General features: G+C 60.3%; 24 protein-coding genes and 1 pseudogene. 10 read left to right on the top strand and 15 right to left on the bottom strand.

What is annotated here, in order from left to right; genetic code table 11:
• The first annotated feature begins 8 nt into the window (after nt 1–8).
• From ACW4E8_RS30635 to ACW4E8_RS30625, 3 genes are all read left to right on the top strand, one after another.
• Nucleotides 9–989, top strand: coding sequence for a Bug family tripartite tricarboxylate transporter substrate binding protein (locus tag ACW4E8_RS30635; protein WP_456807944.1), 981 nt, complete (start codon nt 9–11; stop codon nt 987–989).
• A gap of 85 nt (nt 990–1,074) precedes the next feature.
• Nucleotides 1,075–1,305 (top strand): sigma-70 factor domain-containing protein, encoded by a 231-nt coding sequence (locus ACW4E8_RS30630; RefSeq protein ID WP_456807943.1) that lies wholly within the window; start codon nt 1,075–1,077, stop codon nt 1,303–1,305.
• A gap of 441 nt (nt 1,306–1,746) precedes the next feature.
• A complete protein-coding gene (locus ACW4E8_RS30625) occupies nt 1,747–2,478 on the top strand; it encodes an IS6 family transposase (RefSeq protein ID WP_456807958.1) in 732 nt (243 codons plus the stop codon).
• 66 nt (nt 2,479–2,544) lie between these two features.
• Here ACW4E8_RS30625 and ACW4E8_RS30620 read toward each other — a convergent pair whose 3' ends face one another.
• The 10 genes from ACW4E8_RS30620 to ACW4E8_RS30575 form a co-directional block, all read right to left on the bottom strand.
• On the bottom strand, nt 2,545–3,318 hold the full coding sequence (locus ACW4E8_RS30620; RefSeq protein ID WP_456807942.1) for a ferredoxin--NADP reductase: 774 nt from the start codon (nt 3,316–3,318) through the stop codon (nt 2,545–2,547).
• A gap of 7 nt (nt 3,319–3,325) precedes the next feature.
• Entirely contained in the window at nt 3,326–3,637 is a 312-nt protein-coding gene (locus ACW4E8_RS30615; RefSeq protein WP_456807957.1) for a DUF971 domain-containing protein, read from the bottom strand.
• 2 nt (nt 3,638–3,639) lie between these two features.
• Nucleotides 3,640–4,521, bottom strand: coding sequence for an ABC transporter ATP-binding protein (locus ACW4E8_RS30610; protein WP_456807941.1), 882 nt, complete (start codon nt 4,519–4,521; stop codon nt 3,640–3,642).
• Entirely contained in the window at nt 4,518–5,549 is a 1,032-nt protein-coding gene (locus ACW4E8_RS30605) for an ABC transporter permease (RefSeq protein ID WP_456807940.1), read from the bottom strand. The genes ACW4E8_RS30610 and ACW4E8_RS30605 overlap by 4 nt, the downstream gene beginning before the upstream one ends.
• A gap of 11 nt (nt 5,550–5,560) precedes the next feature.
• Nucleotides 5,561–7,069 (bottom strand): ABC transporter substrate-binding protein, encoded by a 1,509-nt coding sequence (locus ACW4E8_RS30600; RefSeq protein ID WP_456807939.1) that lies wholly within the window; start codon nt 7,067–7,069, stop codon nt 5,561–5,563.
• Nucleotides 7,070–7,222: 153 nt separating this feature from the next.
• Complete coding sequence (fdxA, locus tag ACW4E8_RS30595) at nt 7,223–7,549, bottom strand: ferredoxin FdxA (protein WP_456807938.1); 327 nt, start codon at nt 7,547–7,549, stop codon at nt 7,223–7,225.
• 2 nt (nt 7,550–7,551) lie between these two features.
• Entirely contained in the window at nt 7,552–8,520 is a 969-nt protein-coding gene (locus ACW4E8_RS30590; protein WP_456807937.1) for a HEAT repeat domain-containing protein, read from the bottom strand.
• Between the two features lie 2 nt (nt 8,521–8,522).
• The gene (locus ACW4E8_RS30585; protein WP_456807936.1) at nt 8,523–8,756 is read right to left on the bottom strand and encodes a 4Fe-4S dicluster domain-containing protein; all 234 of its coding nucleotides are present in this window, start codon (nt 8,754–8,756) and stop codon (nt 8,523–8,525) included.
• Nucleotides 8,757–8,782: 26 nt separating this feature from the next.
• On the bottom strand, nt 8,783–10,522 hold the full coding sequence (locus ACW4E8_RS30580; protein ID WP_456807935.1) for a fumarate reductase/succinate dehydrogenase flavoprotein subunit: 1,740 nt from the start codon (nt 10,520–10,522) through the stop codon (nt 8,783–8,785).
• An 84-nt stretch (nt 10,523–10,606) separates the two neighbouring features.
• The gene (locus ACW4E8_RS30575) at nt 10,607–11,497 is read right to left on the bottom strand and encodes a GntR family transcriptional regulator (RefSeq protein WP_456807934.1); all 891 of its coding nucleotides are present in this window, start codon (nt 11,495–11,497) and stop codon (nt 10,607–10,609) included.
• 474 nt (nt 11,498–11,971) lie between these two features.
• On the opposite strand from ACW4E8_RS30575, the gene ACW4E8_RS30570 reads away from it, so the two are divergent.
• Nucleotides 11,972–12,778, top strand: coding sequence for an EamA family transporter (locus ACW4E8_RS30570; RefSeq protein WP_456807933.1), 807 nt, complete (start codon nt 11,972–11,974; stop codon nt 12,776–12,778).
• Nucleotides 12,779–12,854: 76 nt separating this feature from the next.
• Here ACW4E8_RS30570 and ACW4E8_RS30565 read toward each other — a convergent pair.
• Together ACW4E8_RS30565 and ACW4E8_RS30560 are read right to left on the bottom strand one after the other, a co-directional pair.
• A pseudogene (locus ACW4E8_RS30565) lies at nt 12,855–13,016 on the bottom strand (integrase core domain-containing protein); the annotation flags it as partial.
• Between the two features lie 239 nt (nt 13,017–13,255).
• The gene (locus ACW4E8_RS30560) at nt 13,256–13,432 is read right to left on the bottom strand and encodes a hypothetical protein (RefSeq protein WP_456807932.1); all 177 of its coding nucleotides are present in this window, start codon (nt 13,430–13,432) and stop codon (nt 13,256–13,258) included.
• Nucleotides 13,433–13,910: 478 nt separating this feature from the next.
• On the opposite strand from ACW4E8_RS30560, the gene ACW4E8_RS30555 reads away from it, so the two are divergent.
• The gene (locus ACW4E8_RS30555; protein WP_456807931.1) at nt 13,911–15,716 is read left to right on the top strand and encodes a SulP family inorganic anion transporter; all 1,806 of its coding nucleotides are present in this window, start codon (nt 13,911–13,913) and stop codon (nt 15,714–15,716) included.
• On the opposite strand, the gene ACW4E8_RS30550 is transcribed toward ACW4E8_RS30555, so the two are convergent.
• The 3 genes from ACW4E8_RS30550 to ACW4E8_RS30540 form a co-directional block, all read right to left on the bottom strand.
• Nucleotides 15,687–16,130: a hypothetical protein gene (locus ACW4E8_RS30550; RefSeq protein ID WP_456807930.1), complete on the bottom strand. Its 444-nt coding sequence runs from the start codon at nt 16,128–16,130 to the stop codon at nt 15,687–15,689. The two genes, ACW4E8_RS30555 and ACW4E8_RS30550, sit on opposite strands and share 30 nt — an antisense overlap.
• Nucleotides 16,072–16,275, bottom strand: a complete 204-nt coding sequence (locus ACW4E8_RS30545) for a hypothetical protein (protein WP_456807956.1) — start codon at nt 16,273–16,275, stop codon at nt 16,072–16,074. Before ACW4E8_RS30545 ends, ACW4E8_RS30550 begins: the two co-directional genes overlap by 59 nt.
• Nucleotides 16,276–16,357: 82 nt before the next feature.
• Nucleotides 16,358–17,668, bottom strand: coding sequence for an MFS transporter (locus ACW4E8_RS30540; RefSeq protein WP_456807929.1), 1,311 nt, complete (start codon nt 17,666–17,668; stop codon nt 16,358–16,360).
• 280 nt (nt 17,669–17,948) lie between these two features.
• Here ACW4E8_RS30540 and ACW4E8_RS30535 point away from each other — a divergent pair, with 280 nt between their 5' ends.
• The 5 genes from ACW4E8_RS30535 (at nt 17,949) to ACW4E8_RS30515 (ending at nt 23,173) form a co-directional block, all read left to right on the top strand.
• Nucleotides 17,949–18,725, top strand: a complete 777-nt coding sequence (locus ACW4E8_RS30535; protein ID WP_456807928.1) for a GntR family transcriptional regulator — start codon at nt 17,949–17,951, stop codon at nt 18,723–18,725.
• A 79-nt stretch (nt 18,726–18,804) separates the two neighbouring features.
• Nucleotides 18,805–19,788, top strand: a complete 984-nt coding sequence (locus ACW4E8_RS30530) for a Bug family tripartite tricarboxylate transporter substrate binding protein (protein ID WP_456807927.1) — start codon at nt 18,805–18,807, stop codon at nt 19,786–19,788.
• 5 nt (nt 19,789–19,793) lie between these two features.
• The gene (locus ACW4E8_RS30525) at nt 19,794–21,023 is read left to right on the top strand and encodes an aconitase X (protein ID WP_456807926.1); all 1,230 of its coding nucleotides are present in this window, start codon (nt 19,794–19,796) and stop codon (nt 21,021–21,023) included.
• Nucleotides 21,020–21,493, top strand: a complete 474-nt coding sequence (locus tag ACW4E8_RS30520) for an aconitase X swivel domain-containing protein (RefSeq protein ID WP_456807925.1) — start codon at nt 21,020–21,022, stop codon at nt 21,491–21,493. The genes ACW4E8_RS30525 and ACW4E8_RS30520 overlap by 4 nt, the downstream gene beginning before the upstream one ends.
• Before the next feature lie 174 nt (nt 21,494–21,667).
• Nucleotides 21,668–23,173, top strand: coding sequence for an FAD-linked oxidase C-terminal domain-containing protein (locus ACW4E8_RS30515; protein WP_456807924.1), 1,506 nt, complete (start codon nt 21,668–21,670; stop codon nt 23,171–23,173).
• The last annotated feature ends 24 nt before the right edge of the window (nt 23,174–23,197 follow it).

Below are 23,197 nucleotides of genomic sequence, written 5' to 3'. Positions count from 1 at the left end.
CAACCATCATGGACCGCCGCGCTTTCACCCGTGCCCTTGCCACTCTCACCACCGCCAGCGCCTTGCCGGCGCTGGCGGCCGATCCCGCGCTGCCAAAAGGCCCGATTCGCGTGGTCGTCGGGTTTCCTCCCGGCGGCGGCACAGACGTGATTGCCCGCATCGTCGCCAACAAGCTCGGTGCGCTGTGGGGCGTGCCGGTCGTGGTGGACAACAAGGCGGGCGCCGCCGGACTGATCGCCGCGGCCGAAGTGGCCAAGGCGGCGCCGGACGGCAATACGCTGATGCTGGGCCATATCAACGCGCTCGGCATCGCGCCCGGTCTGCATGCCAGGCTCAACTACTCGGCCGAGAAGGATTTCACGGCGATTGCGCTGGTCGGCAAGACGCCGCAGGTGCTGATCGCCAGCCGCGCGCAGCCCGTCAAGACCGTGCAGGCGCTGATCGAACTCGCCAGGAAGTCGCCCAAGCAGATCACGTTCGGCTCCGCCGGCTCGGGCTCCGCCCAGCACCTGGCCTTGGCGCTGTTCGAGCAGCGATCCGGCATCTCCGTGTTGCATGTGCCCTACAAGGGCTCGGCGCCGCTGGCTACTGACCTGCTTGGCGGGCATGTGCAATTCGCCTTCGAAGGCATGACGACCGCGACCACCTTTATCAAGGATGGCAAGCTGATGGCGATTGCGCAGACCGGAAACAAGCGCGTCAAGAGCTATCCCGATGTGCCCACCGTGGCGGAATCTGGCTTTCCCGGGTTCGACGCCAGCATCTGGTTTGGCGTTGTCGGGCCGGCCGGCCTGCCCGCGGCGATGGTCGCGCGCATCAATGCCGATGTGAACAAGGTCCTCGCCATGCCGGATGTGGCTGCAAAGCTGGAGGAGTTCGGCGCGGAGGATGGCGGCGGCTCGCCGGAGCGGTTCGCCGAGTTTATGCGGGCCGAGCAGGCCAAGTGGGCCAAGCTGATCAAGGAACGGAAGATCACGGCGGAGGCGTAAGCGCCGGGCGCAGGCGGGCAGTCCTGCATTCGACATGGCTACGTGACATCACGCATCCGCAATCCATCCCACCGCGGACGAGGACGTGGTTCAGGAAGCCGCGGCAGCTCTGACACAAAGCGACGGCCGCTTGGCTCGTACCACGGGCCCCGCGCATCTTTACCTGCGGGAAATCGGCGCCATCAAGCTGCTGGCGTGCGAAGAAGAGGTGGCCATCGCGATGTGCCTGGAAGCCGCCCTGGCGGAAATGATGGCGGTGATGGCTGCCTGCCCGGCCCGTTGTGTCCGAACTCCTGGCCATGGCCGAAAGACCTGATCACAGGAGCGAATAAATCGCAGGAGTCGCCTGTCTATCTGGTTGTGGATGGCTTGCCTGCGCATAAGAAGGGGGTTGTTCTCCAAAAGGTAGCGAAAGGAGAGCCATATACTTTAGCCCCTGACTGCGAGGCGTTGGCAAAATCTAGTGCCAAGGGCGCTAAGAAGTTGCTTTAGCCATAGTTGGCTGACGACCGCTCAAGAAGGCCTTTGTAGCCGCCTTCCAGCAGGCATCCGATGCCCAGGCCAGGTTCGAAGCACGCTGTCCGGAACAAGAGAAACTGTGTCGCCTCTGAAGAGGAGCCCGCAAACACTAGCTGTCAAAGTAACCCTAAAGGGCGGCGGCCTCCTCGAACTGTTCACCGCGGCATCGGCGCAGCGGGAAGAAGCGATAGCGCAGAGGGCTTTTTCACGTTGGCAGGCTGGTCGCGTAAGATGGGCGATGAAGAAGAAATCGCTCTATCACGGCCACCGGTTTCCTGCAGCGGTCATCAGCTGCGCGGTGCGTTGGTATTTCCGGTTTAATCTGAGCCTGCGCGACATCGAGGAACTGCTGTTCGAGCGCGGCGTGGTCGTCAGCTACGAGACGATCCGCCGCTGGTGCGACAAGTTTGGCGCCGGCTTCGCGCATCGCGTCAAGGCTGCGCGCCGCAAACCAGGCAGCACGTGGCATCTGGATGAGATGTTCGTGACGTTGCGCGGGGAGCCCTATCTGCTATGGCGGGCGGTCGACGAACATGGGGCCGAACTCGACATCCTGCTGCAGAAGCGGCGCGACAAGGCTGCGGCCAAACGCTTCTTCCTGCGCATACTGCGTTCCTGCCCAGCGCCGCGCCAGATCGTCACCGACCAGCTGCGCAGCTATCCGGCCGCAAAGGCCGACATCGCGGAGCTGGCCAGCGTCAAGCACGTGTTCGTGAAGGCCGCCGCCCGCGTGAACAATCGGGCCGAGAACAGCCATCAGCCGACCCGCGAACGCGAGCGGCGCATGCGTGGATTCCGAGACCCGAAGCGTACGCAGGCCTTCCTGTCGAACTTCGGGTCGATCCGGCAGCATTTCGCGCTCAAGCGACATCTGCTGCGCGCTTCGCTCTACCGCAAGCATCTCGCTGCGAGATTCGCTGGCTGGCATGAATTCACTGAAGTGGCCAAAAATCCGTCTACCGCTTCCTGAGCAGTGGGAACGTTCCCCGCTGCCTTGTCTCGATATTGGTAAGTTGACAAAGCTCCGTGCACTGGTTCACTTAGCGACGAAAGCCCGTTCAATGACGTACTCGCCCGGATGGCTCATGTTGCCCTCCTGCATGCCGAGGGCGTCGAGCAGCGCGCGCGTGTCGCGAAGCATCGCGGGGCTGCCGCACAACATGAAGCGATCGTTCTCGACATTCAAGGGGGGAAGCCCCAGCTCGTCGGAGATCTGGTTCGTGCTCAGAAGTGACGGAATTCGTCCCTGATTTCTAAAAGGCTCCCTTGTGACCGTCGGGTAGTAGCGAAGCTTGGCCGCGGCAACCTCGCCAAACCATTCGTTTCGAGGCAGCTCCTCCTCGATCACAGTCTTGTATGCGAGTTCGCCAACCTCGCGGCATCCGTGGACGAGGATGACCTGCTCGTAGAGGTCATAAACGTCCGGATCGCGAATGACGCTCATAAACGGGGCCAGGCCGGTGCCCGTCGACAGCAGATACAGATGCTTGCCTGGGATCAGGTTCTGCGTGAGGAGCGTGCCCGACGCCTTGCGGCCGATCAGCACTTTGTCGCCAGTCTTGACGTGCTGGAGCCGGGAAGTCAGGGGACCATCTGGAACCTTGATGCTGAGGAACTCCAGACGTTCTTCGTAGTGGGGGCTCACCATACTATAGGCACGCATCAAGGGGCGCTCGTCGACGGTCAGCCCGATCATCGCGAACTGGCCGCTCTGATAGCGGAAACCCGGGTCGCGTGTCGTCGTGAAGGAGAACAGCCGGTCGGTCCAATGGTGAACCGTCAAGACTTCAGCTTCGTAGATATTGCTCATGATGAAGTTAAGTTGCGTCTCTCGAATCCATCGAAAGGGCACGCAGATACTGCCAGGGATAGACACCCCGGTCATGCCCGTCCTCAAAGACAAGTTGCAGGCCGAATTCCCCCATGGGGTGGATCGCCTGGAGCCGAAGCAGGGGGGAGATCACTGGCGCGCGGCCGGCGCGGCGTGCAGACTCGCAGCCGGCGCATTTGCACGCCGCCCGTAGTGCAGGGGATGCAAACATCCCGGACAAGCCATCGCTCCACGACACGGACAAGCGGCCAGAGGCCTGATGAAACACCACATCGACGGGGTGCGCGGCGCTCTCCATGGTCACACGACTTCCGACACGCCGTGAGGACCGACTTCGGTGCTCAATCCGGCGAGCCCTCCCTCGTGCAGCTCGCCGCCCATGGCCGCCAAGCTCTCCTCCCGGATAAGCGCCTTGATGGTTTTCACCATGTCGGCGAACTGCGGGGTGCCGGTCATCTCCGGCGTTCTGGGCCTGGGCAAAGGCACCACGATCTCTGACTTCACGCGGCCCGGACGAGCCGTCATGACGTAGATGCGGTCCGAGAGGAAGATGGCCTCGTCGATATCGTGCGTGATGAAGAGCACGGATATTCGCAAGCGCTGCCACATATTGGTCAAGATCTCCTGCATAACCGCGCGGGTCTGAGAATCAAGCGCGCCGAACGGTTCATCCATGAGCAGGACCTGGGGACTTGTCGCCAGTGCCCTGACGATCCCGACCCTCTGCTTCATGCCGCCCGACAGCTGCGACGGATAGTGGCTCTCGAAATGCAGGAGACCGGCGAGACCCAACAGTGTCCGTGCCTGCGTCTCGCGTTTGGACGCAGACATGCCTTGAATCTTGAGTCCAAACTCAACATTCTTGCGAACGGTCATCCAGGGGAACAGCGAGTACTGCTGAAACACCACGCCACGGTCCGAGCCGGGACCCACGATCGGCGCACCATCTAAAAGAGCTTGCCCGGCGCTGGCCTGAACGAATCCGGCGGCCACGTTGAGAAGGCTGGATTTTCCGCAACCCGAAGGCCCGATAAGCGACACGAACTCGCCGGGTTCCACGTGGATAGACGCGCCACTCACGGCGTCGACCGCCCCACCGTTGACGTTGAAGCGGATCGACACGTCGCGCATGTCGATGCGGCCTTGGACCGCAGTGTCCCTTTCATGAATTGTGTCGCTCATGCACGTCCCCTGCTCGGCGAAGAAGCCATCCACGGCATGGCGATGCGAGCGACGAGTCGGATTGCCCCGCTGCAGAGCAGGCCCAACACGCCGATCGTAATCATGCCGAGAGCAACCTCGGGATAGGAAATGAGGGAATAGGCTTCCCATGTGAAATAGCCGATGCCGAATTGCCCCGAGATCATTTCGGCTGCAATCAGCGATACCCATGCCACGCCCATGCCCACCGCGAGACCGGTGAAGATATGGGGCAACGCCGCCGGCAGGATGACCTCGCGAAGCAAGGTGTGCTCTCGTGCGCCCAACGACCGTGCAGCCCTCAGGAGCACGGGATCGATGGCTTCCACGCCGTCGATGGTATTGAGCAGGATTGGGAAGAACGCACCGAGGAACGTGATGAACACGATGCTGACCTCGGTGGTTGGCCAGAGCATGATCGACATCGGTACCCACGCGATGGCAGGTATAGGGCGCACCACCTCGAGCGCAGGCATCGTCAATTGCCTGACCCACCGATAGCGCCCGATGATCATGCCCATCGCAACTCCAATCACCGTCGCCGCAGTGAAACCACCGAGAATGCGGGTCATGCTCGCACTAATATTAATGACGAATCGAGGCGTCTTGTTGAGATCCAATACTTTGTGCCACACCTCCAGGGGGCTTGGGATATTGGTGAAGCGCACGTAAAAGTCCACCTTGAAGTGGGTGGCCAGATGCCAGACCAGCAGGACGGCTCCGATCGAGACGGCGCCCAAGAGCCATCCAGGAGCCTCGGCCCGTACCCACGACAGGAGGCGGGTGTGAGGCGGGGCCGGAATGGCTGGCACGGATGGGGGCCGCTGGGTGCGGAGCGGGGCCGCCGCTGTCGGCATAGATGCGGGAGCGCCGGCTTCCGCCAGCGTCCGGCGCGTCTTGGCGCTCGCGTCGCTCTGGCCGCGGCCCTGCCGCTCGGGGCTGGCGCTAGCGGGCAGACCTTCGCTCGACACCGGCGCCTCTCTCACTTGATTGATGGCTACGACGGGCATCGGTAAACCTCCTATTTGGCTTTCGCAACGGTGATGGCTGCCTGACCCAGCAGCGCGAGCGTTTCCGGGTAAGACAACTGCTTGCCGCCAACCTTGGCGGCAAAGCCGAGTGCGTCCTTCTTGAGGAGGAACGGCTGCACCCGCACATCCTTCGGGTCGGACGCGTCTACGGCGTAGAAGGCCTTGTCGGCAAACATCTTGATACCGAGCTCTTTGTCGTAGAGATATGCAACGCCGACTTTCTTGCCTTCGCTCTCGAATTGCTTTATGCCCATCAGCAGGCAGGTCGGCGAACTCACCGGCACCATTGCCCCAGTGGTGGGCCAGATCTCGCCTGCCTCCTTGGGCCGGCTCACTGGTCGCTTGCAGATCGGATCGGTACCCTGGATGTCGTAGTTCACGATCGTTTGCTTCTGCCCTTCGTAGTCGGCGGCACGCGCCTTGAACGCTTCGCGCAGGTATGACTCATTGATCCAGGCATTCATGTCGAACTCCTTTACCCGACCAAGTTTGTGCAGAACGCCATATGTCGTCTTGATCGTCTCCACCCAGCGCGTCTTGATGGAGGGATCAAGGGTATGAATTCCACCAGGCCCGAGATACAGATAAGCGACTTCCTTCTCGATCTTCGTCCACTCCTCGATCTTCTGGGCCGCGAGCCTGGGATCCTTGCGCACCCAGTCATTCGCCTCCATGAGCGCGCGGATATACGCGACGACGGCTTCCGGATACTTCTCCGCGAAGTCCTTTCGGACGACTACGCCGTGGAAGGTCGGAATCTTGGTCTGCGCGCCGTCGAAGACCTTGCGGGCATAACCGCGGTAGGGCAGCAACTCTGCAAACGGGACAAAGTCCGCGTGTGCATCGATTTTCTTCTCTTGCAGGTTGGTCGTGCCGACCTCCGGGCTCTGATTAACGAGGTTCCAGTAGTTGTCCGGCCATCCGCGCGCCTGCATCGCTTGCAGAAGCATGCCGTGCGCAGCCGAGCCGAATGGCACGGAGACAGTCTTGCCCTTCAGGTCCGCGAGTTCGAAGAACTCACTGTCCTTGTGGACCACGACACCGTTGCCCGAGCCGAAAGCGTTGTACGCGATGATCGCCACGAGTTGCGTCTCACTGCCGCGCTTCTGTTGCGACGTGGCGCCATTCACGAGCAATGGATAATCGCCCATCATGCCGATCTGTAGCTTGTTCGCCAGCATGCCGTTCGTCACCGGAGGCCCCGACGTAAAGTTCTGCCACTCGACCTTCCAGGTCGTGTTCTGGTACTTCCCGGTCCGTGGAAGATATTTCTCGAGGAGCTTCAACTCCTTGATCACGACGCCGCCTGTGACCGTGTTGGTCGTACTGTTCTGCGTGCCGATGCCGATCGTGACTTCCTGCTTTTCTTGCGCATGAACGGTGCTTCCAAGGAGGGCGCTCGCACAGAGCGCCACCGTGCATACCGCGTTCGCGGAGTTTCGCGCCCAACCGTCTGCGCGAGCCTCCACGTTTAGAATGACGCTTTTCAGTGAAAACATCTTCTCTCTCCAAAGGATCAGGTCGCTGAACGAGTCACGCTGCATGTGGAGACCCAGCCTCTGCTCGGGAAGCGGGACAGCCATCAACGCAGACATTGGTGAATCACAATCGGTGACACGCTTCTCGCCGCCGGCGCGTCTTGCGGAAGACTGTCAGGCTTCGCTCAGCAGTTCCCGCTTGTCCTTCTGTTGCGCCCAGTGGTCCGCCTCGGGCATGGGATCCTTGGTCGCCGAGATAACCGGCCAGGCGGCCGCCAGGCGCTTGTTGATGTCGATGAACTGGAGTTGGTCCGGCGCCAGATCGCTCTGCTCGAAGATCGCTTCGGCCGGACACTCCGGGATACAGACGCCGCAGTCGATACAAACCTCCGGGTCAATGACGATGAAATCCGGGCCCTCGTGAAAGCAGTCCACCGGACACACGGAGACGCAATCGGTGTATTTGCAGCGGATACAGGCTTCGGTGACGACGTGAGTCATGATCAGTTTCCCCCATTGCCGGCAATCTGGATGCTCGTCAGGGCCAGCTTCGCGAGCTTGCGGACATCCGGATCGCTGTCCTTCAGCGCACGCTCGAGCGCCGGGATTGCGCGCGAATCTCCGACCTCACCAAGCGCGATGACGGCCTCCTTGCGCAGATTGCTCACTTCGTGCATCGATGCGCTCCCGAGTGCGTCGATGGCGGGCTTTGCCCTTAGTTTTCCAAGGCTCCGCGCTGCCTTTACGCGGACCTGCCAGTATTCGTCGTCCATCGCGCGGATCAGATCAGGTATGCCAACGACAGACTGGGTCTTGGCAAAGGCAGTCGCGGCTTCTTCGCGGACCTGCCAGACGGGATCGACGATGGCACGGCTCAGCGCGGGATGGATGCTGATGTCAGTCGATGCATTCGCGTAGCCCATGGCGCCGACCGCTACCCGTCGCACCTCCGCATCGGTATCGTGCGCGGCTACGCGAGTCAGCGCGCCAATAGCATCTGGCCGTTTGAGATAACCAAGCACACCGACGGCTTCGCGTCGCACCTGGGCATCGGCATCGGCAAGGGCTTCAAGCGCAGGCTCGAATGCCTCCTCGACGCGCAGCGCCCGAACTGCGTGCAGGGCTGCTGCTCTCACCGATGGCTCGGGGTCCATCAGGTACGGGAGGATAGGAGGAGCGGACGCGGGTTCCTTAAGTTCTGCGAGTGTGTATCCCACAGCGTCGCGCACCGCCGGATCGGGATCCTTCAGCAGGGGGACGAGCGATTCCAGTACATGCGTGTCCTCGAATCCCTCCAGTGCTTTTGCGGCTTCGAGCCGAACGAGCGGACTTTCGTCGCCCAACGCATCCACCAGCAGCGGAGCGATGTCGTCTTCCTCGTCCGTGTATGGCAGGTCGATCACGGCCACTCGGCGGATCGATGCGTCCGGGTCCCTCAGTCGGGCATGGATGGTGGCAGGCATGTTGCTCATGATCAGCGCACCAGATAGGGAATGTTGACGTGGACAGCACCGGTGGGGCAGTCCTTCTCGCAAGGCATGCAGTACCAGCACTCGTCGAACTTCATGAACGCCTTGTTCTTGACGAGATCGATCGCCAGCACGTCGAGCGGACAGACGTCCACGCAAACGGTGCAACCCTTGTCGGCGATGCATTTCTCCTCGTCAACCACCACCGGGGCTTGGGTGCGGGTGAGCGCAATAGTCATGGGAACTCCTATCGTGGGTGGTGTGTTTAGGCGACTTTGGAAGCAGCCGCGGAACTCGCAACGCGCATGCGCTGGTAAGCTGCCTTTTCTTGATCGTTCAACTCGATGATGTAAGGCTCGACCTCGCGCTTGCGGAACCTTGCGTTGCCGTTTGCGTCGGGGGCGACATTGGTATGGCAGAACCAATTCTCGTCGTCCTTCGCGGGGTGATCCACGCAGTGGTGATAGAGGCCCCAGCGGCTTTCCGCGCGGAACAGGGACGCACGCGCGGCGAGCTCGGCGCAATCGCGGATCGTGTAGGCTTCCATGGCGCGCATGAGCTCGTGGGCGTCGGTCGCGACCATATGATCGAGGTCTTCTTCGATCTCCTCGAAGCGCGTCAGGCCGATTTCCATCTTGCGGGTGACCTTCGGCGGCTGGAGGTAGTCGTTGACGATGCGGCGCGTCTTGAACTCGACCTGAAAAGGTGTCAGGCCTTCCGAGCGAGCAAGCGGCGCGAAGATTCGCTCGCGCTCCGCATGGACCTGGTCCGGGTCGATCGCGGCTCGATCGGTGCCAGAGATATAGTCCGCTGCGTTCTCACCGCAGAATTTCCCATAGACGAAGGCACCCAGCATGTAGTTGTGAGGGATGCTCGCGCAGTCGCCGGCGGCGTAGAGGCCAGGAATCGAGCACTCGCCACGCTCGTTCGTCCAGATGCCGGAGGCGCTGTGGCCGCTGCAGAAGCCGATCTCCGAGATGTGCATCTCGATCATGCTCTTGCGGTAGTCGGTACCGCGGCCCTCATGGAACCTGCCTCGGCTGGGTCGCTCGTTCGTATGAAGGATGTGCTCGATCTCGGAGATCGTCTCTTCTGCGAGGTGGTCGAGCTTCAGGAAAACGGGGCCCTTTCCGCCTTCGAGTTCATTGAAGAACTCCATCATCATCTGGCCGCTCCAGTAGTCGCATTCGATGAAGCGTTCGCCAGCGTTGTTGGACGTGTAGCCCCCAAATGGACCGGTCACATATGCGCATGCAGGCCCGTTGTAGTCTTTGATCAGCGGATTGATCTGGAAGCACTCGAGGTTGGTCAGCTCAGCACCGGCCCGATACGCCATGACGTGGCCCTCGCCGGTGTTCGTCGGGTTCTCGTAGGTCCCGAACAGATAGCCCGAAGCGGGAAGCCCAAGCCTGCCAGCCGCGCCGGTGCAGATCACTACGGCCTTGGCCTTGATCACGTAGAAGTCGAGGGTGCGGCAGTCGAAACCCATCAGCCCCGTGATCTGACCATCGGGCCCCGTCAGCAACCGCGTAACGACCACGCGGTTCGTCACCTCGACGCGGGCCTTCTTCAACTGTCGGTAGAGGACGCGCTTCATGTGGTGCCCCTCCGGCATCGGGAGCACATAGCTGCCGATGTGGTGCACCTTGCGGACAGCGAAGTCCCCGGTCTCGTCCTTTTCGAACTTGATGCCCCACTTGTCCAGCTCCTGGATCATCGCGAAGCTGTTCGTGGCGTAGGCGTTCACGCCCTTCTGGTCGACGATACCGTCGTTGGCGACAGTGATTTCCTTGACGTACTGCTCAGGCGTGGCGTGACCGGGAATCACGGCGTTGTTCAAGCCATCCATGCCCATCGAGATTGCACCGCTGCGCTTCACGTTGGCCTTGTCGATGACCAGCACGCGCAGCTTGGGGTTCTTCTCTTTCGCCTTCACCGCGGCCATCGGCCCACCGGTGCCGCCACCAACAACAACGACGTCGTATTCCAGTTCAATGGTGTTCATATATGCTCCAACTTTCGTGGGAAGGGATGAGTGCTCCACCGTGCCAGCCAGTGAGCGGCAGGCCGATGGGGATGGTCCGTGAATCTAAGGTGCTTGGTGCCCAACCGGGACTCGATCGACCCGTACCTTGTACTGGAATGCGTCACCGCGGTAATACAGGTGCTCGTAGTCGATGGGCTGTCCATCCGTCGTGTGCGTCATCCGGTCGATGACCAGCACGGGCGACCCCTCGTGGACGCGGAGCTGCTTTGCCAGCGCCTCGTCGGCAACGGTGGCTCCGATCTGCAGATCCGCATGGCCCAGTGACATGCCGAAATCATTTTCGAGGATTACGAACACGTCGCGGGTCGCCAGGTCTTCCTTGGCAAGCCTGCAGCCGATCGTGGCCGGGAGATACGTGACGTCCAGCGAGATGGGCTCGCGGTTCAGGTAGCGCACGCGTTTGAGCTCCGTGATCTTGCTGCTCTTCGGCAGTTGGAGACGCTCAGCGACCTGCGGCGTGGGCTTGCCGGTGCGGAGCGAAACGACCTTCGCGTACGTCTCATAGCCCATCTGGCGCATCGCTTCGCCGAACCCCTGCAATCGGCCCAGATCCTGGAACGCCTTAGGCTTGGAAACGAACGTACCCTTGCCGTGGATGCGGAAGATCAGGCCCTCGTTCTGAAGGTCGCTCAAGGCTTGCCGCACGGTGATGCGACTGACGCCGAATCCGGTGATCATGTCGGCCTCGGAGGGCATCTGTTGATGCGGCTGATAGGTTCCGTCAAGAATCCGGGAGCGCAGCACCTCTCTGATCTGGGTGTAAAGCGGCACGGGAGACTGCGGCCGGACTACGAACCTGTCGGCTTCGCTCGTTGCAGCGGGAACGATCTTCAGTGTGGACGATGCGCTTTTCGAATTCATGGTGGGTGACTGGTTACGTTTAGTCATGGCAAGCGACTGTGTATCGGGGCGTGCGATGGCGCTCAGGGACATGGCCCACGGCGGCGTGGCATGACGGCAATACAACCATCGGCTTGGGTCTGCCCAACTCGTTATGACGTGTTATCCTAAGCAACGGCTGTGCCAACTAATCCAGCCACTCATATGTCACTCAATAGCGCAATCAGCGCGCGCAACGCGCATTTTTCGTGATGCGTTGCCGCAAGTTGGGGCATTGCTCGTGTTGTAGGCACGAAGTCGATGCACGGCGTGCGTAGACACGTGTGGCTGGATCTGCCCACATCGTTTCCGAGGTTGAAGAGTCCATGTCCAGCATTCCTTCCTCCGCTTGCCGCCGAAACGGACCGTCGTGGGTTGATGCGCTCGCCGCCGTCGCGGTGGTCGTCATATGGGGGTTGAACTTCGTTGCGATGAAGCTCGCGCTCGCCGCGTTCACACCGTTCCAGTTAGGTGCGGCACGCTATGTGGTGGCTGTGATCCCGCTCATTTTTTTTCCGCTTTCCCACCATGCCTTGGCGATGGGTTGTGCTAGGGGGACTTGCCCAGGTTGGGCAGTTCGGATTTTTGTTCGTGGCCTTGAGCGTGGGAATGACGGCGGCCCTGGCATCCGTGTTGATGCAGACGCAAGTGTTCTTTACTACGTTGTTGGGTGCAGCGCTGCTTAACGAGAAGATCACCGTGGCCCAGAGCTTTGGCTTGGGTATCGCGCTTCTCGGGATTGGCTGCTTTGGGCTCGGCGTGGGAGCCCAAGGGGCTGCGGTGACTTTGATCGGTCTGATCCTGAATCTATGTGCCGCATCGATGTGGGCTGCATCGAACATCGTGGTCAAAAAGGCGCAGGCCGGTGCCCCGGGATACGACGCGCTCCAATATGTGGTCTGGATGTCCGCCGTGCCTGTGTTGCCGTTCCTTGCGTTGTCCTATTTTTTTGAGCCGGAACAGACTCGAATCCAGTGGCTTCATGCGGCTCCTCTGGCATGGGCCTCCGTCGCGTATCTTGGTTTGATTGCGACCGTCGCGGCGTATTTTCTATGGACGTGGCTCCTCCAGCGCTACCCCGCCAACCGAGTGGCGCCGTTGAGCCTTGCGGTGCCCGTGGTTGGGCTCTCAGCAGGGATGCTTGTGCTCGGAGAGCAGGTCTCTCCCTGGCAATACGCGGGAAGCATGCTCATTGTCGGGGCGTTGTTGTTGTTTTTGCTCGGCAGTCGCATGGCGAGACAATTCACAGCAGATGCCGAGGTTTCCTCGACGCCCGCTTGGGACCGAACCACCCCTGTCACCGGTACTCAGGTGCACATGGACAGGAGCGGGTGAGACAAAGGCCGGAGTCGAGGCTTCGGCCGGGTTCGTCAAGACTGCGCGTCCTGGCTCCCCCTCAAGTGGTTGTAAGGCGCCAAGCTTTTAGTTTCTGGCGGGCATCGTGCAGCGTGATGAATTCGTGGACGTTCAGGAATTCGTCATGCAGCCGTCCATTGAACAACTCGATCAGCCCATCATCCGTCGGCTTGCCTCGACGCGTGTAATCCAATTTGACGCCGCGGCGATACGCCCAGTGAACTCCGTGCCGGATTGCGGGCCATCGCGAAATCGGTGGAATCACCACCGGCGCCTACCGGTGCGCGCGCCAGTTCTCGACACTACCGGAGGGAGGGGACGGCGATCGCCGTTTCCTACCCCTATACAATCGCAAATATCTGAAGAGTCCAGCGCAAGAACCAGAAGCCGTTTGCGACGGTGTGCGCTGAGCTGGCTGGCCTCATCCAGAAGGCGGCCAAGAGGGTTGGCCGCGATTCATAAATATCTGAAGTCTTTCAGCGGTTTGTCCTTCACGTAGGCGCTCTGCACGTACATCACCAGGCGCGGCGTGGGATCGGCAGTGCGGTAGAGATCGAAGAACACTTGGTAGTGGGGCCCCTCCAGGCCGGCGTCCATTGGGCGGCACACCATGTAGTTGGTGTTCTTGGCCACGTAGCACTTCGTCTTGCCGTCGGGCAGCCCGCGGATCAGGTCCGGCAGGCTTTGCGACAGCGCATAGCGCTCGACATGGAAGCGCCGGCAGTTGTCCCCGGTAGGCGGGATCGCCCAGCACGTCGCCCGGCCCCTTGGTCGCGTCCTTCTCGGTCACCACGTGGCAGTCGAACACGACCCGGATGCCGATGCTGAAGGCCGCCATGTCGCCCCTGGCCGGCCGCTCCAGCCCCATGTCGAACTGCGCGAGGTGGCCCGGGGACGGTGGCCCGCTCCTGCAGGCCAAGACTCATTGACACGGCACTGGCCTTTGTCTGATATGATCTATATTGTTCTATTACTAATTAGATCAATAGCGCCTACAAAAGTTCGCCGCTGATAGTGCGGCCCGAGCGTACTTTGGTGCTCAAGTCCTCTGCACAGGTTCGATCCGCTGTTCCAACCGCTTCGCGATCGACCAATATTGATGATTGTCGCAATGAACAGCCGATTCACGCTTGGCCGGGCGATCAGGGTTCCCGACTGGCTCCGCAGTGTCAACGCCGTTACCCTTCGGGCAGACCTCATGGCCGGACTGCTAGGTGCGGTCCTCGCGCTACCGCAAGGCGTCGCCTTCGCCACGCTCGCAGGTCTTCCACCTCAGTACGGAATCTACAGCGCAGTCGTGCCCTGCATCGTGGCAGCTTTGTTTGGCTCGAGCTTGCACGTGGTGTCGGGACCTACTAACGCGAACTCTCTGGCCCTCTTCGCCATGCTGGCGCCGCTCGCACTGGTAGGCAGCCCCGAGTACGTGAATCTGGCGCTCACCGTCACGGTGGCGGTCGGCCTGCTCCAACTGTGCATTGGCGTCTTTCGCTTGGGGTCACTGGCGAACTTCATCTCGCCTTCGGTGCTTCTCGGCTTCACTTGCGGGGCGGCGATGCTGATCGGCCTGTACGCGCTCAAGGATCTCTTTGGGCTGCAGTTACCGCCCGGCACATCGGCATTTGGCGTCCTGCACCATTTGGTCACTCATGTTGAGACCGTCAACTGGAGTGCCTTGATTGTGGGGTTGGGCACGTTCGGCACCACGCTTGTGGTGAAACGCGTGGCCCGGCATTGGCCCTTCATGTTGATTGGCTTGATGGCCGGATTCGGCATCGCGTACGGACTTAACCACTCGGGGCTGGTATGGGTACAGCATGTCGCCGTGGTGGGCGCGATTCCGTCGCCTCTGCCCCCGCTGCATATTCCCCGTGTCTCCTGGGAAGCGCTGCCAAACCTTCTGGGCTTGGCGGCAGCGCTCACGATCGTGGCCATTGGGCAATCGATCTCCATCGCCAAGGCGGTCGGATTGCGGTCGGGACAACAGATCGACAGCAATCGGGAAATCATCGGACAGGGACTATCCAACGTCGTCGGCGGTTTCTTCTCTTCGTATGTCTCTTGCGGGTCCCTAAACCGCTCCATGCCGAATTTTGAAGCGGGAGCCCGCACGCCGCTGGCGAGCGTGTTTGCGGCCGTTGCGCTTGTGACGCTGGTGTCCGTCAGCGCTGCGGTCCTGGAACAGATCCCTCTTGCCGCCATCGGGGCGATGCTCATCCTCGTCGCGTGGGGTCTTTTTGACGTGCGACGGTTGCGCCAGGTGTCACGCTTGAGTCGCATCGAATTCCTTATCGCCCTCGGGACGTTAAGTGCTACGCTGGTTCTCCGACTCGAAGTGGCGGTCCTTCTCGGTACGGCGCTTTCGCTCGGCGCGTACCTGTATCAGACCTCTCGCCCTGCCATTCGCAGCCTTCTTCCGGATGCCAACCGACCGGAGCGCACCTTCACCCCTCTGGACGAGTTCCCGGATGCGGTTGCTACGTGCCCGCAGCTTCGCCTCGTTCGGATCGAAGGAGCCGTATTCTTCGGCGCGGTGCCTCACGTCATGGAGCAGCTTCATGGCGAGGACGACGAAAAAGGAGAGAAATTCGCACTCGCCATGGTCAAGAGCATGAACTTCATCGACCTTGCTGCTGCGGAGATGTGGGAAAAGGAACTGGCGGACCGACGGGCAAGGGGAGGGGACCTATACTTCCACCGTCCCCGGCGTCAGGTCTTGGAGACCTGGAAGCGTAGTGGCTTTCTGGAAAAGCTCGGAGAGAAGAACATTTTCTTCGCGAAACGGGATGCGCTGGGGCGTATCGTTCCAAGGCTGGATCCAGAGATATGCGCCAGTTGCCGCGCTCGCGTTTTCACAGACTGTCCGCCGCTTCCCCTGCCGGGCATACCGTCACAAGTGAACGACTGCAGCGAGGTGTGACGGCGATCCCAGGGCTAGCGTAGCGGCGAGGGGGAGGGTGGAACCACCCTCCACCGCGTCAGACATCCGTGCCGCAGACCTGCCTGAACAGGTCGAAGTAAGTCGGGAATGTCTTTGATACACACCCAGGATCGTTGATGACCACGGCGGAAGGGCCGAATGCTGCCAGCGAAAGGTCGATGCATCCAGGCGTTCAATGGGTACGCCGAACGATGCCAAGAGGTCCAACATGATGTCGATATATGGTCGGGAGATCAGTTGCTCGCCGACACGTACCTCGACATACGCCGACTTGTTGCTGGCGCCGGCCAGTGTCAATAGCAATGCGGTCAGGTACCGGCTCGAAGTGGACGCGTCAATATCTACGCCGCCCTCGAACGAGACCGCTGCGCTTTCTATCGTGATGGGGGTCATCGCACTCCAGGAATCGTTGAAGGCGAGTTGTTCCTTCGGCAAGAGAGGCCAACAGAAGAGCACGATTAGAAATGCTTTTCGAACCGGGGATAGTGACTGTGCCGATGGCACGTCGGATAGGTGCGAGGGACAGGGGAGTGGGCATGGACATGATGGAATCGGTGCCTCAGCAGGCAATTAGGCCCTCACGAAGAGGGCCATCGGCTTTAATGGAGTTTGCTTAGACGCTAGGCTCCTTGCTCAGTTGGGACCCGGATCGCCTCGTTCCGGCGTTCTTCCGGCTTGAACGGGCGATCAGGTCGCATGAAGAAGGACAGGACGATGCCAACCACCAGCAGGCCCATCGAGATGGCGAAGGGAAGTTGCCAATTCCCCGTGCGGTCGATGACCCAGCCGAAAACCAGAGGCGATGTGATGCCCGCCAGGCCAAAGCCAACGTTCATGAAGCTACTGGCCGTGCCAGCGTATTCCGGTGCGATATCCATTGGCACCGACCACAGCGGCGCGATCACAAGTTCCATGAGGAAGAATGCTGCGCAAAGGCAGAAGCAAACGGTGGTGAGGTCACGCACGAACAGTACCGGTGTAAGAAATGCAAGCGCGCCGGCCATGCCGCCCACGATGACGGTCAGGCGCGCTTTTTGCACGTTGCCGGTACGTTCGTAGATCTTGTCGCTCCAGATTCCGCCCAGCGTATCGCCAACGATGCCGGCAACAAAGACGCCAGAGGTGAACAGGGCAGAACTCTTGAGATCCAGCTTGAAGTTGTTCAGGAAGAACGACGGTAGCCAGGTGAGGAACACCCACAGTGTCCATGCGTAGCAAAAATCCACTGCTGTGACAGGCAGCATGCGACGCAGCAGCGGGAAGACGGGGACCTCCGTCTTGGCGCCTTTGGGCTTGGGCGCAGGCAACGTTTCCAGCTCGGCCTTGGTGATCGCCGGATGCGCGGCGGGCTCGTCGCGGAAATACCAGAACCACACAACGACCCACACCACGCCAACCACGCCCGCAATAATGAACGATACGCGCCAGTTCCACAGTGCCATGAGTAGAGCAATCAGCGGTGGCGTCAGGGCGCTGCCAACACGTGCGCAGGCGTGCGTAAGCCCTTGGCCGAGACCCCGCCGATGCGCGGGAAGCCAGCGGGCCATTGCGCTGGTTGCGGTAGCGAGCGTGGGCGCCTCGCCAACGCCGAGCAGAAAACGACATGCTGCGAGCGAAAAGAGACCGCCGGCGAAAGCGGTGAAGATGCAGGCGATCGAGACAATCAGTCCGAAGATCGTGAGCATGCGCCTGGCGCCAATCTTGTCGCCGAGCCATCCACCGAAGAGCTGAACCACCGCGTAGGGATAGGCGAAGGCCGAGAACACGAAACCTAGTTCCGTATTGCTCAAGTGGAGGTCCTTTGCGATGGCGCCTGCGGCGGTCGCGATGTTTACGCGGTCGGAATACTGGATGAGATACAGCAAACAAATAAGGATCAAAACCCAATCAGTTGCTCTGAACTTCCAAAACTTCTTTGGGGCGGTATGCACTCTGTGTCTCCTCGGTGCCTGCACGCGACACCATGTCGCATGTTGTTCTATAACGTATCGGAGCAGAGTAGATGTTTACAGAACAATAGACAAGGCAACTTTCGGTTTCAGGCGTACCTCTTTTTTTGAGAATGGCCGAAATAAGCGCCTTTTAGTGCTCTTATTTCGATGATGGGAACGGCTTATGTATCTCAGGCTGTAATTTTTCCCGTAGTTCTTGATGTCCAGTCGCGGTTCGCATATGATGTTCTATAACAATACGGAACAAAGAAGGAATACGATGAACGCGCCAGAACCGCTTGAGGCAGGAAGTGTTGAGCCGCTGTACGTTCAGCTGGCCGGCAGGCTTGCTGCGCGTATCTCGCAGGGCGATCTTCCGCCGGGGGGCAAGCTGCCGACGGAAGCCGAATTGATGGCCGCGTACAACGTGAGTCGCATCACTGTCCGGCAAGCCATCCAGATGTTGAGCCGGAATGGCCAAGTGACAGCTCACCGAGGGAAAGGGACGTTCGTGACGCGCCCGAGCTTGCAGCAAGACCTGAGTATGCTGCAGGGCTTTCAGGAAGCCTTGCGAAGCCAAGGTGTCGAGCCCGAGATGGAGTTGCTTGAATTCTCTCCCTCTGCGGGACGCATCGATTCACACATTCCGGCTGGACTTAATTTTCCGGTTCGCCTTCGTCGACGCTACTGCCTGAACGGCAAACCGTTCGCGGTTGTGGAAGCGTTTCTGCCCGAGGCCGCCGCGACGCTTGGAGAGGTACGGGCGAAGCAAATGGCCGTCTACGAGATCATCGAACAGTTCATGGGCCTGCGGATCGGCCGCGCCGACGTCGGCATTCGATGCGCACGGCCCGGCGACCAAGTTGCGAAGGAACTTGGATTGCGTCCCAGCTCGAACGTCCTCGTCATGGAACGCACTTCGTTCAGTGGCACCGGGCAGGCTTGTGAGCACATGCGAATTTTCATCGTGCCCGAAAGCTATACCTTCACCCTCAGCATGCCGGGGCGATTGGAGATTGCACGGGCCCTGCGACCCACTGCGACGGCGGCGCGATGATCAGCGTCGATGATCAGCGTCATTTGACGTAAATCCAGAACGACGACCGTAGAAGTCGCGCAATCCCACAGGAGACAACATGTCCTTCCATACGAGAAGGAGGATACTGGCCGCCCTTACGTTCACTGCCGGATCATACGCACTAGGCGTATCGGGCAGAGCGTTTGGCGCCAAATATCCTTCGAAACCAATCCGCCTCGTAGTGCCGTTCCCCGCCGGCGGTCCCACAGACATTGTCGCAAGACCGTTCGCAAAGTTTCTCGGCGACGCTCTGGGGCAATCGCTTGTTGTTGACAATCGTGGTGGGGCCGGCGGCACCATCGGTGCGACGGCTGTGGCATCGGCTCCGCCGGATGGCTACACACTCCTGATTGGAACCGTAGGTACCAATGCGATCAATCCATCGTTGTATCGGAAGCTGAACTACAGCCCGGAGAAGGACTTCACACCCATCGCTACGTTGGCCAGTGCGCCAGTGGCGATCGTGGTCAGCCAGAACTCTGGCATCACGTCCCTTGCCGATCTTGTGGCGAAAGCCAAAGCCAAGCCGCTCGCTACCAACTACGGGTCTGCCGGAAATGGCACACCTGGACACTTGGCCTGCGCGTTGTTTGCGGCAAAAGCCGGCATTCGCTTGTCGCATGTCCCCTACAAAGGAAGCGCACCCGCGATGACCGAGCTGATCGGCGGACAAATCCCCTTGATGTTCGATCCGCTGCAATCCGTGCTCCCGCATGTGAAATCGGGAAAGATCCGGATTCTTGCGCTGACGAGTCGGCAAAGATTCGAAGCGTTGCCTGATGTACCGACGGTGGCTGAACAGGGCTACCCAGGGTTCGAGGCATTGGCTTGGTGGGCGTTATATGGACCCGCGGCACTACCGGCCACCATTTCCGAGCGTCTCGTGTCGGAGACGCGGAAGATCGTGCAGTCCAGCGAATTCGGAAGCTTGCTCACGCCAATGGGCTTGCAGCCGATGAGTGTTCCACTTTCAGATTTCCAACGATCTGAAGCCGCCAAGTGGAGCGATGCGGTTCGCTCCACGGGCATAACTATCGAGTGATTGACATGATACTGACTGAAGAGGAAAAAGCAATGCTCGCAGGTGAGGCGGGCGTTGTGGCGAAGCTCGCGATCGAGCACCAGATCAAGGTTGGGACGTTCTTTGGCGCGCGGGATTTCGTACCCGTGACCCAAGCCCACGTCATGGCGGATACCGAGAGCCTCGGGCAGGCCGGCGTAATGTGGCTGGAACGATTGGCGGACGCCGAAGAAGGTGGCGTGCGAATTCCTACGATCACTGACCCGCGCGGCACCGATTTCTCGAAGGCGTCTGACTTGGGTCAGGCCGAATGGATGATCGAACTCGAGCGACGTGCGATCGAAGCGTTCTCTCGCCTGGGCGTGAGCATGACCGACACGTGTATTAACTACCAGACCGTGCTGGCGGCGACGCGAGGCGAGCACGTTGCCTTCGGGGATACCGGGGTAGTCATCTACTCCAACTCAGTCGGCGGCGCCCGCTCCAACTTCGAGGGTGGCCCCTCCGCTCTGTCGGCAGGGCTCACTGGTCGCACGCCGCGATATGGCTATCACCTGGATGCACAGCGACAAGCGACGCTGCGACTGGGGGTTGATTGGACCCCAAAGGACCTGAGTGAATGGGGTGCTCTGGGCGGAGTCGTAGGCCGACTGGCGGGCAACTACTGGCAAGTGCCGGTCGTCGAAGGCCTGGACCGCGCCCCGACTTCGGACGAGCTCAAACACTTCGGCGCCGCGATGGCCAGCTTCGGCTCCTCGGCATTGTTCCATCTGGTTGGCATTACGCCTGAAGCGTCGCGTCTGGAGGATGTCGGTGGTGACAAGCTGCCGGTCGCACATCGTATCGGCCAGGCCGAGCTTCGCGGTCTGCGGGACAGCTATGCCGTCCAGCAAGGCATTGATGTCGTGGTGTTCTCCGCACCGCAACTGAGCCTGTATGAGCTGCGCGACATCGCCAAACTGTGCAAGGGGCGCCAGCTGAAAAAGCCTCTGCTCGCGGTAACCAGCCCACAGGTGAAGCCCGATTGCGACCGCTTTGGGTACACCAAGACGATCGAAGAGGCGGGTGGCACCGTGCTATCGGGTATGTGCTTCTACCAGTCCTATGCACGTGAAATGAAGGAAGCCAAGGGCTGGACGCGCCTTGCGACCAACAGCGCGAAGCTCGTGAACATCCTCGGCGGCTATGGCTACGTGCCAATGTTGGCCACCATGGAGGAATGCGTCGATGCCGCCGAAACCGGAGAACTGAAATGAAACCCGATACATATATCGCCCGTCACGCCATGGGCAAGAAGGTGATTGGTCAGGCGTTGGTCGCCCATGACGGCTTTTCGGCTCGCTATGACTTGAACCGTCTGCAAGGTGTCTTTTCGCGCCCGGCCCACAAACTGGCAGGCCAATCCTACATCGACCGCATCCTTGTGCTCGACACGGCGAAGGGTGGTGTCGCCACCGCCTGGATGCTGCATGAAATGCGTTCGCGCAACATGGTGCCGCAGGCCATCGTGTTCAACACCGTCAACACGATTCTCGTTCAAGGGGCTGCGCTTGGCGACGTGACGATGATGGCCGGCTTCGAAATTGACATCACCGAGGCCATTCCTCACGGAAGCTTCGTCGAGATCGACCCAGAAACCAAGTCCATCCGCGTGCTCGACGCATCCGAAGTGCCTTCCCAGAAGGAACTCGAAGAAGGCTTGGCACGGGTCCACTTTCCGAAATAGGTTCGCATCCCCGATAGACGGCCACGCAGGCGTATTGCGTGGCCGTTCGGACCGAATCGAATGCTCGAGGGTCGAGTGTGAGCTTAAAGGGCAGATGATCGAAGGCGCCGGCTGTGCCTAGCCGAGCGTCCGCCCCCGCTATGCCTTCATCCAGCCTAACGAGAAGGACTGAAATTGAATGCCAATACCAACGCCCTTGCTCTGGCGGGTGCGGTGCAACCACCTGATCGACGGGCGAAGCTGCTTGAGGGCCTGGGCAGGATCGTAGAGAGCGACGCTCTCCTGTCTGAACCCGAAGACACCACGCCCTATGAATGCGACGGGCTGGCCGCCTATCGGGAGAAACCGCTGGCGGTGGTGTTGCCTTCTACCGAAGACCAGGTGTGCGAGATATTGCGACTGTGCCGCAGGCTGGAAATACCTGTGGTACCGAGGGGAGCAGGCACCAGTCTATCGGGCGGAGCCATGCCCGTGGCGGATGGCATTGTCATGTCGCTCGCCAAGTTCAAAGCGATCAAGCGGGTGGATCCTGTCGCATGTGTCGCGGTAGTTCAACCCGGCGTACGAAATCTCGCGATATCCGAAGCTGCTGCACCATACGGACTCTACTATGCACCGGATCCTTCATCCCAGATCGCGTGCACGATTGGCGGGAACGTCAGTGAAAACTCGGGTGGCGTGCATTGCTTGAAGTATGGGCTAACGATCCAGAACGTCCTGCGCGTCCGCGCTGTGACAATGGATGGAGACGTGGTCGAGTTGGGACTCGAAGCGCCAGATGCTCCTGGGCTGGACCTCCTGGCGCTAATCATCGGTTCGGAAGGGATGCTCGCTGTCGTCACGGAGGTTACCGTGCGACTCATTCCCAAGCCCCAACTCGCCCAGGTCATCATGGCCAGCTTCGACGATGTCGAAAAGGGCGGTAATGCCGTCGCCGCCGTGATTGCGGCCGGCATCATTCCTGCCGGTCTGGAAATGATGGATCGGCCGGCAACCGCTGCGGTAGAGGAGTTTGTCCACGCTGGATACGACCTCGATGCAGCCGCCATCCTACTTTGTGAATCGGATGGGACATCTGCGGAAGTGGCAGAGGAAATCGAACGTATGACCGAGGTGCTCCTTGCTGCAGGCGCCACAGGCATCAAGGTATCCCAGTCCGAAGCAGAAAGGATGCGTTTCTGGAGCGGACGGAAAAACGCGTTCCCCGCTGCGGGCCGAATGTCTCCGGACTACTACTGCATGGACGGCACCGTTCCGCGAAAGCATATCGGGACACTGTTGAAACGCATTGAGTCGATGGAAACCAAGTACGGCCTGCGCTGTATGAACGTCTTCCATGCGGGCGACGGAAATATGCATCCTCTCATTCTCTTCAACGGCGCGGACCATAAGGAGTGGGTGAGAGCCGAATTGTTCGGCGCCGAGATTCTCGAAACCTGTGTCGAACTCGGAGGAAGCGTCACCGGCGAGCACGGCATCGGCGTGGAGAAGTTGAACTCGATGTGTGTCCAATTCTCTCCGGAAGCGATCGAGGCGTTCTTCGCTGTGAAAAGTGCCTTCGATCCACGCAAGCTTCTGAATCCTGGCAAGGCCATCCCGACACTAGCTCGTTGCGCCGAATATGGGCGGCTACACGTACGTAAGGGCCTTCTCCCCCATCCCGATTTGCCCCGGTTCTGAGGTACATCGGGGCACGTCTTTCAT

This window comes from Cupriavidus sp. CP313, from assembly GCF_054072015.1.
Note: the sequence above shows the minus strand (reverse complement) of the source record. Positions and strands in the feature narration are given on the sequence as shown.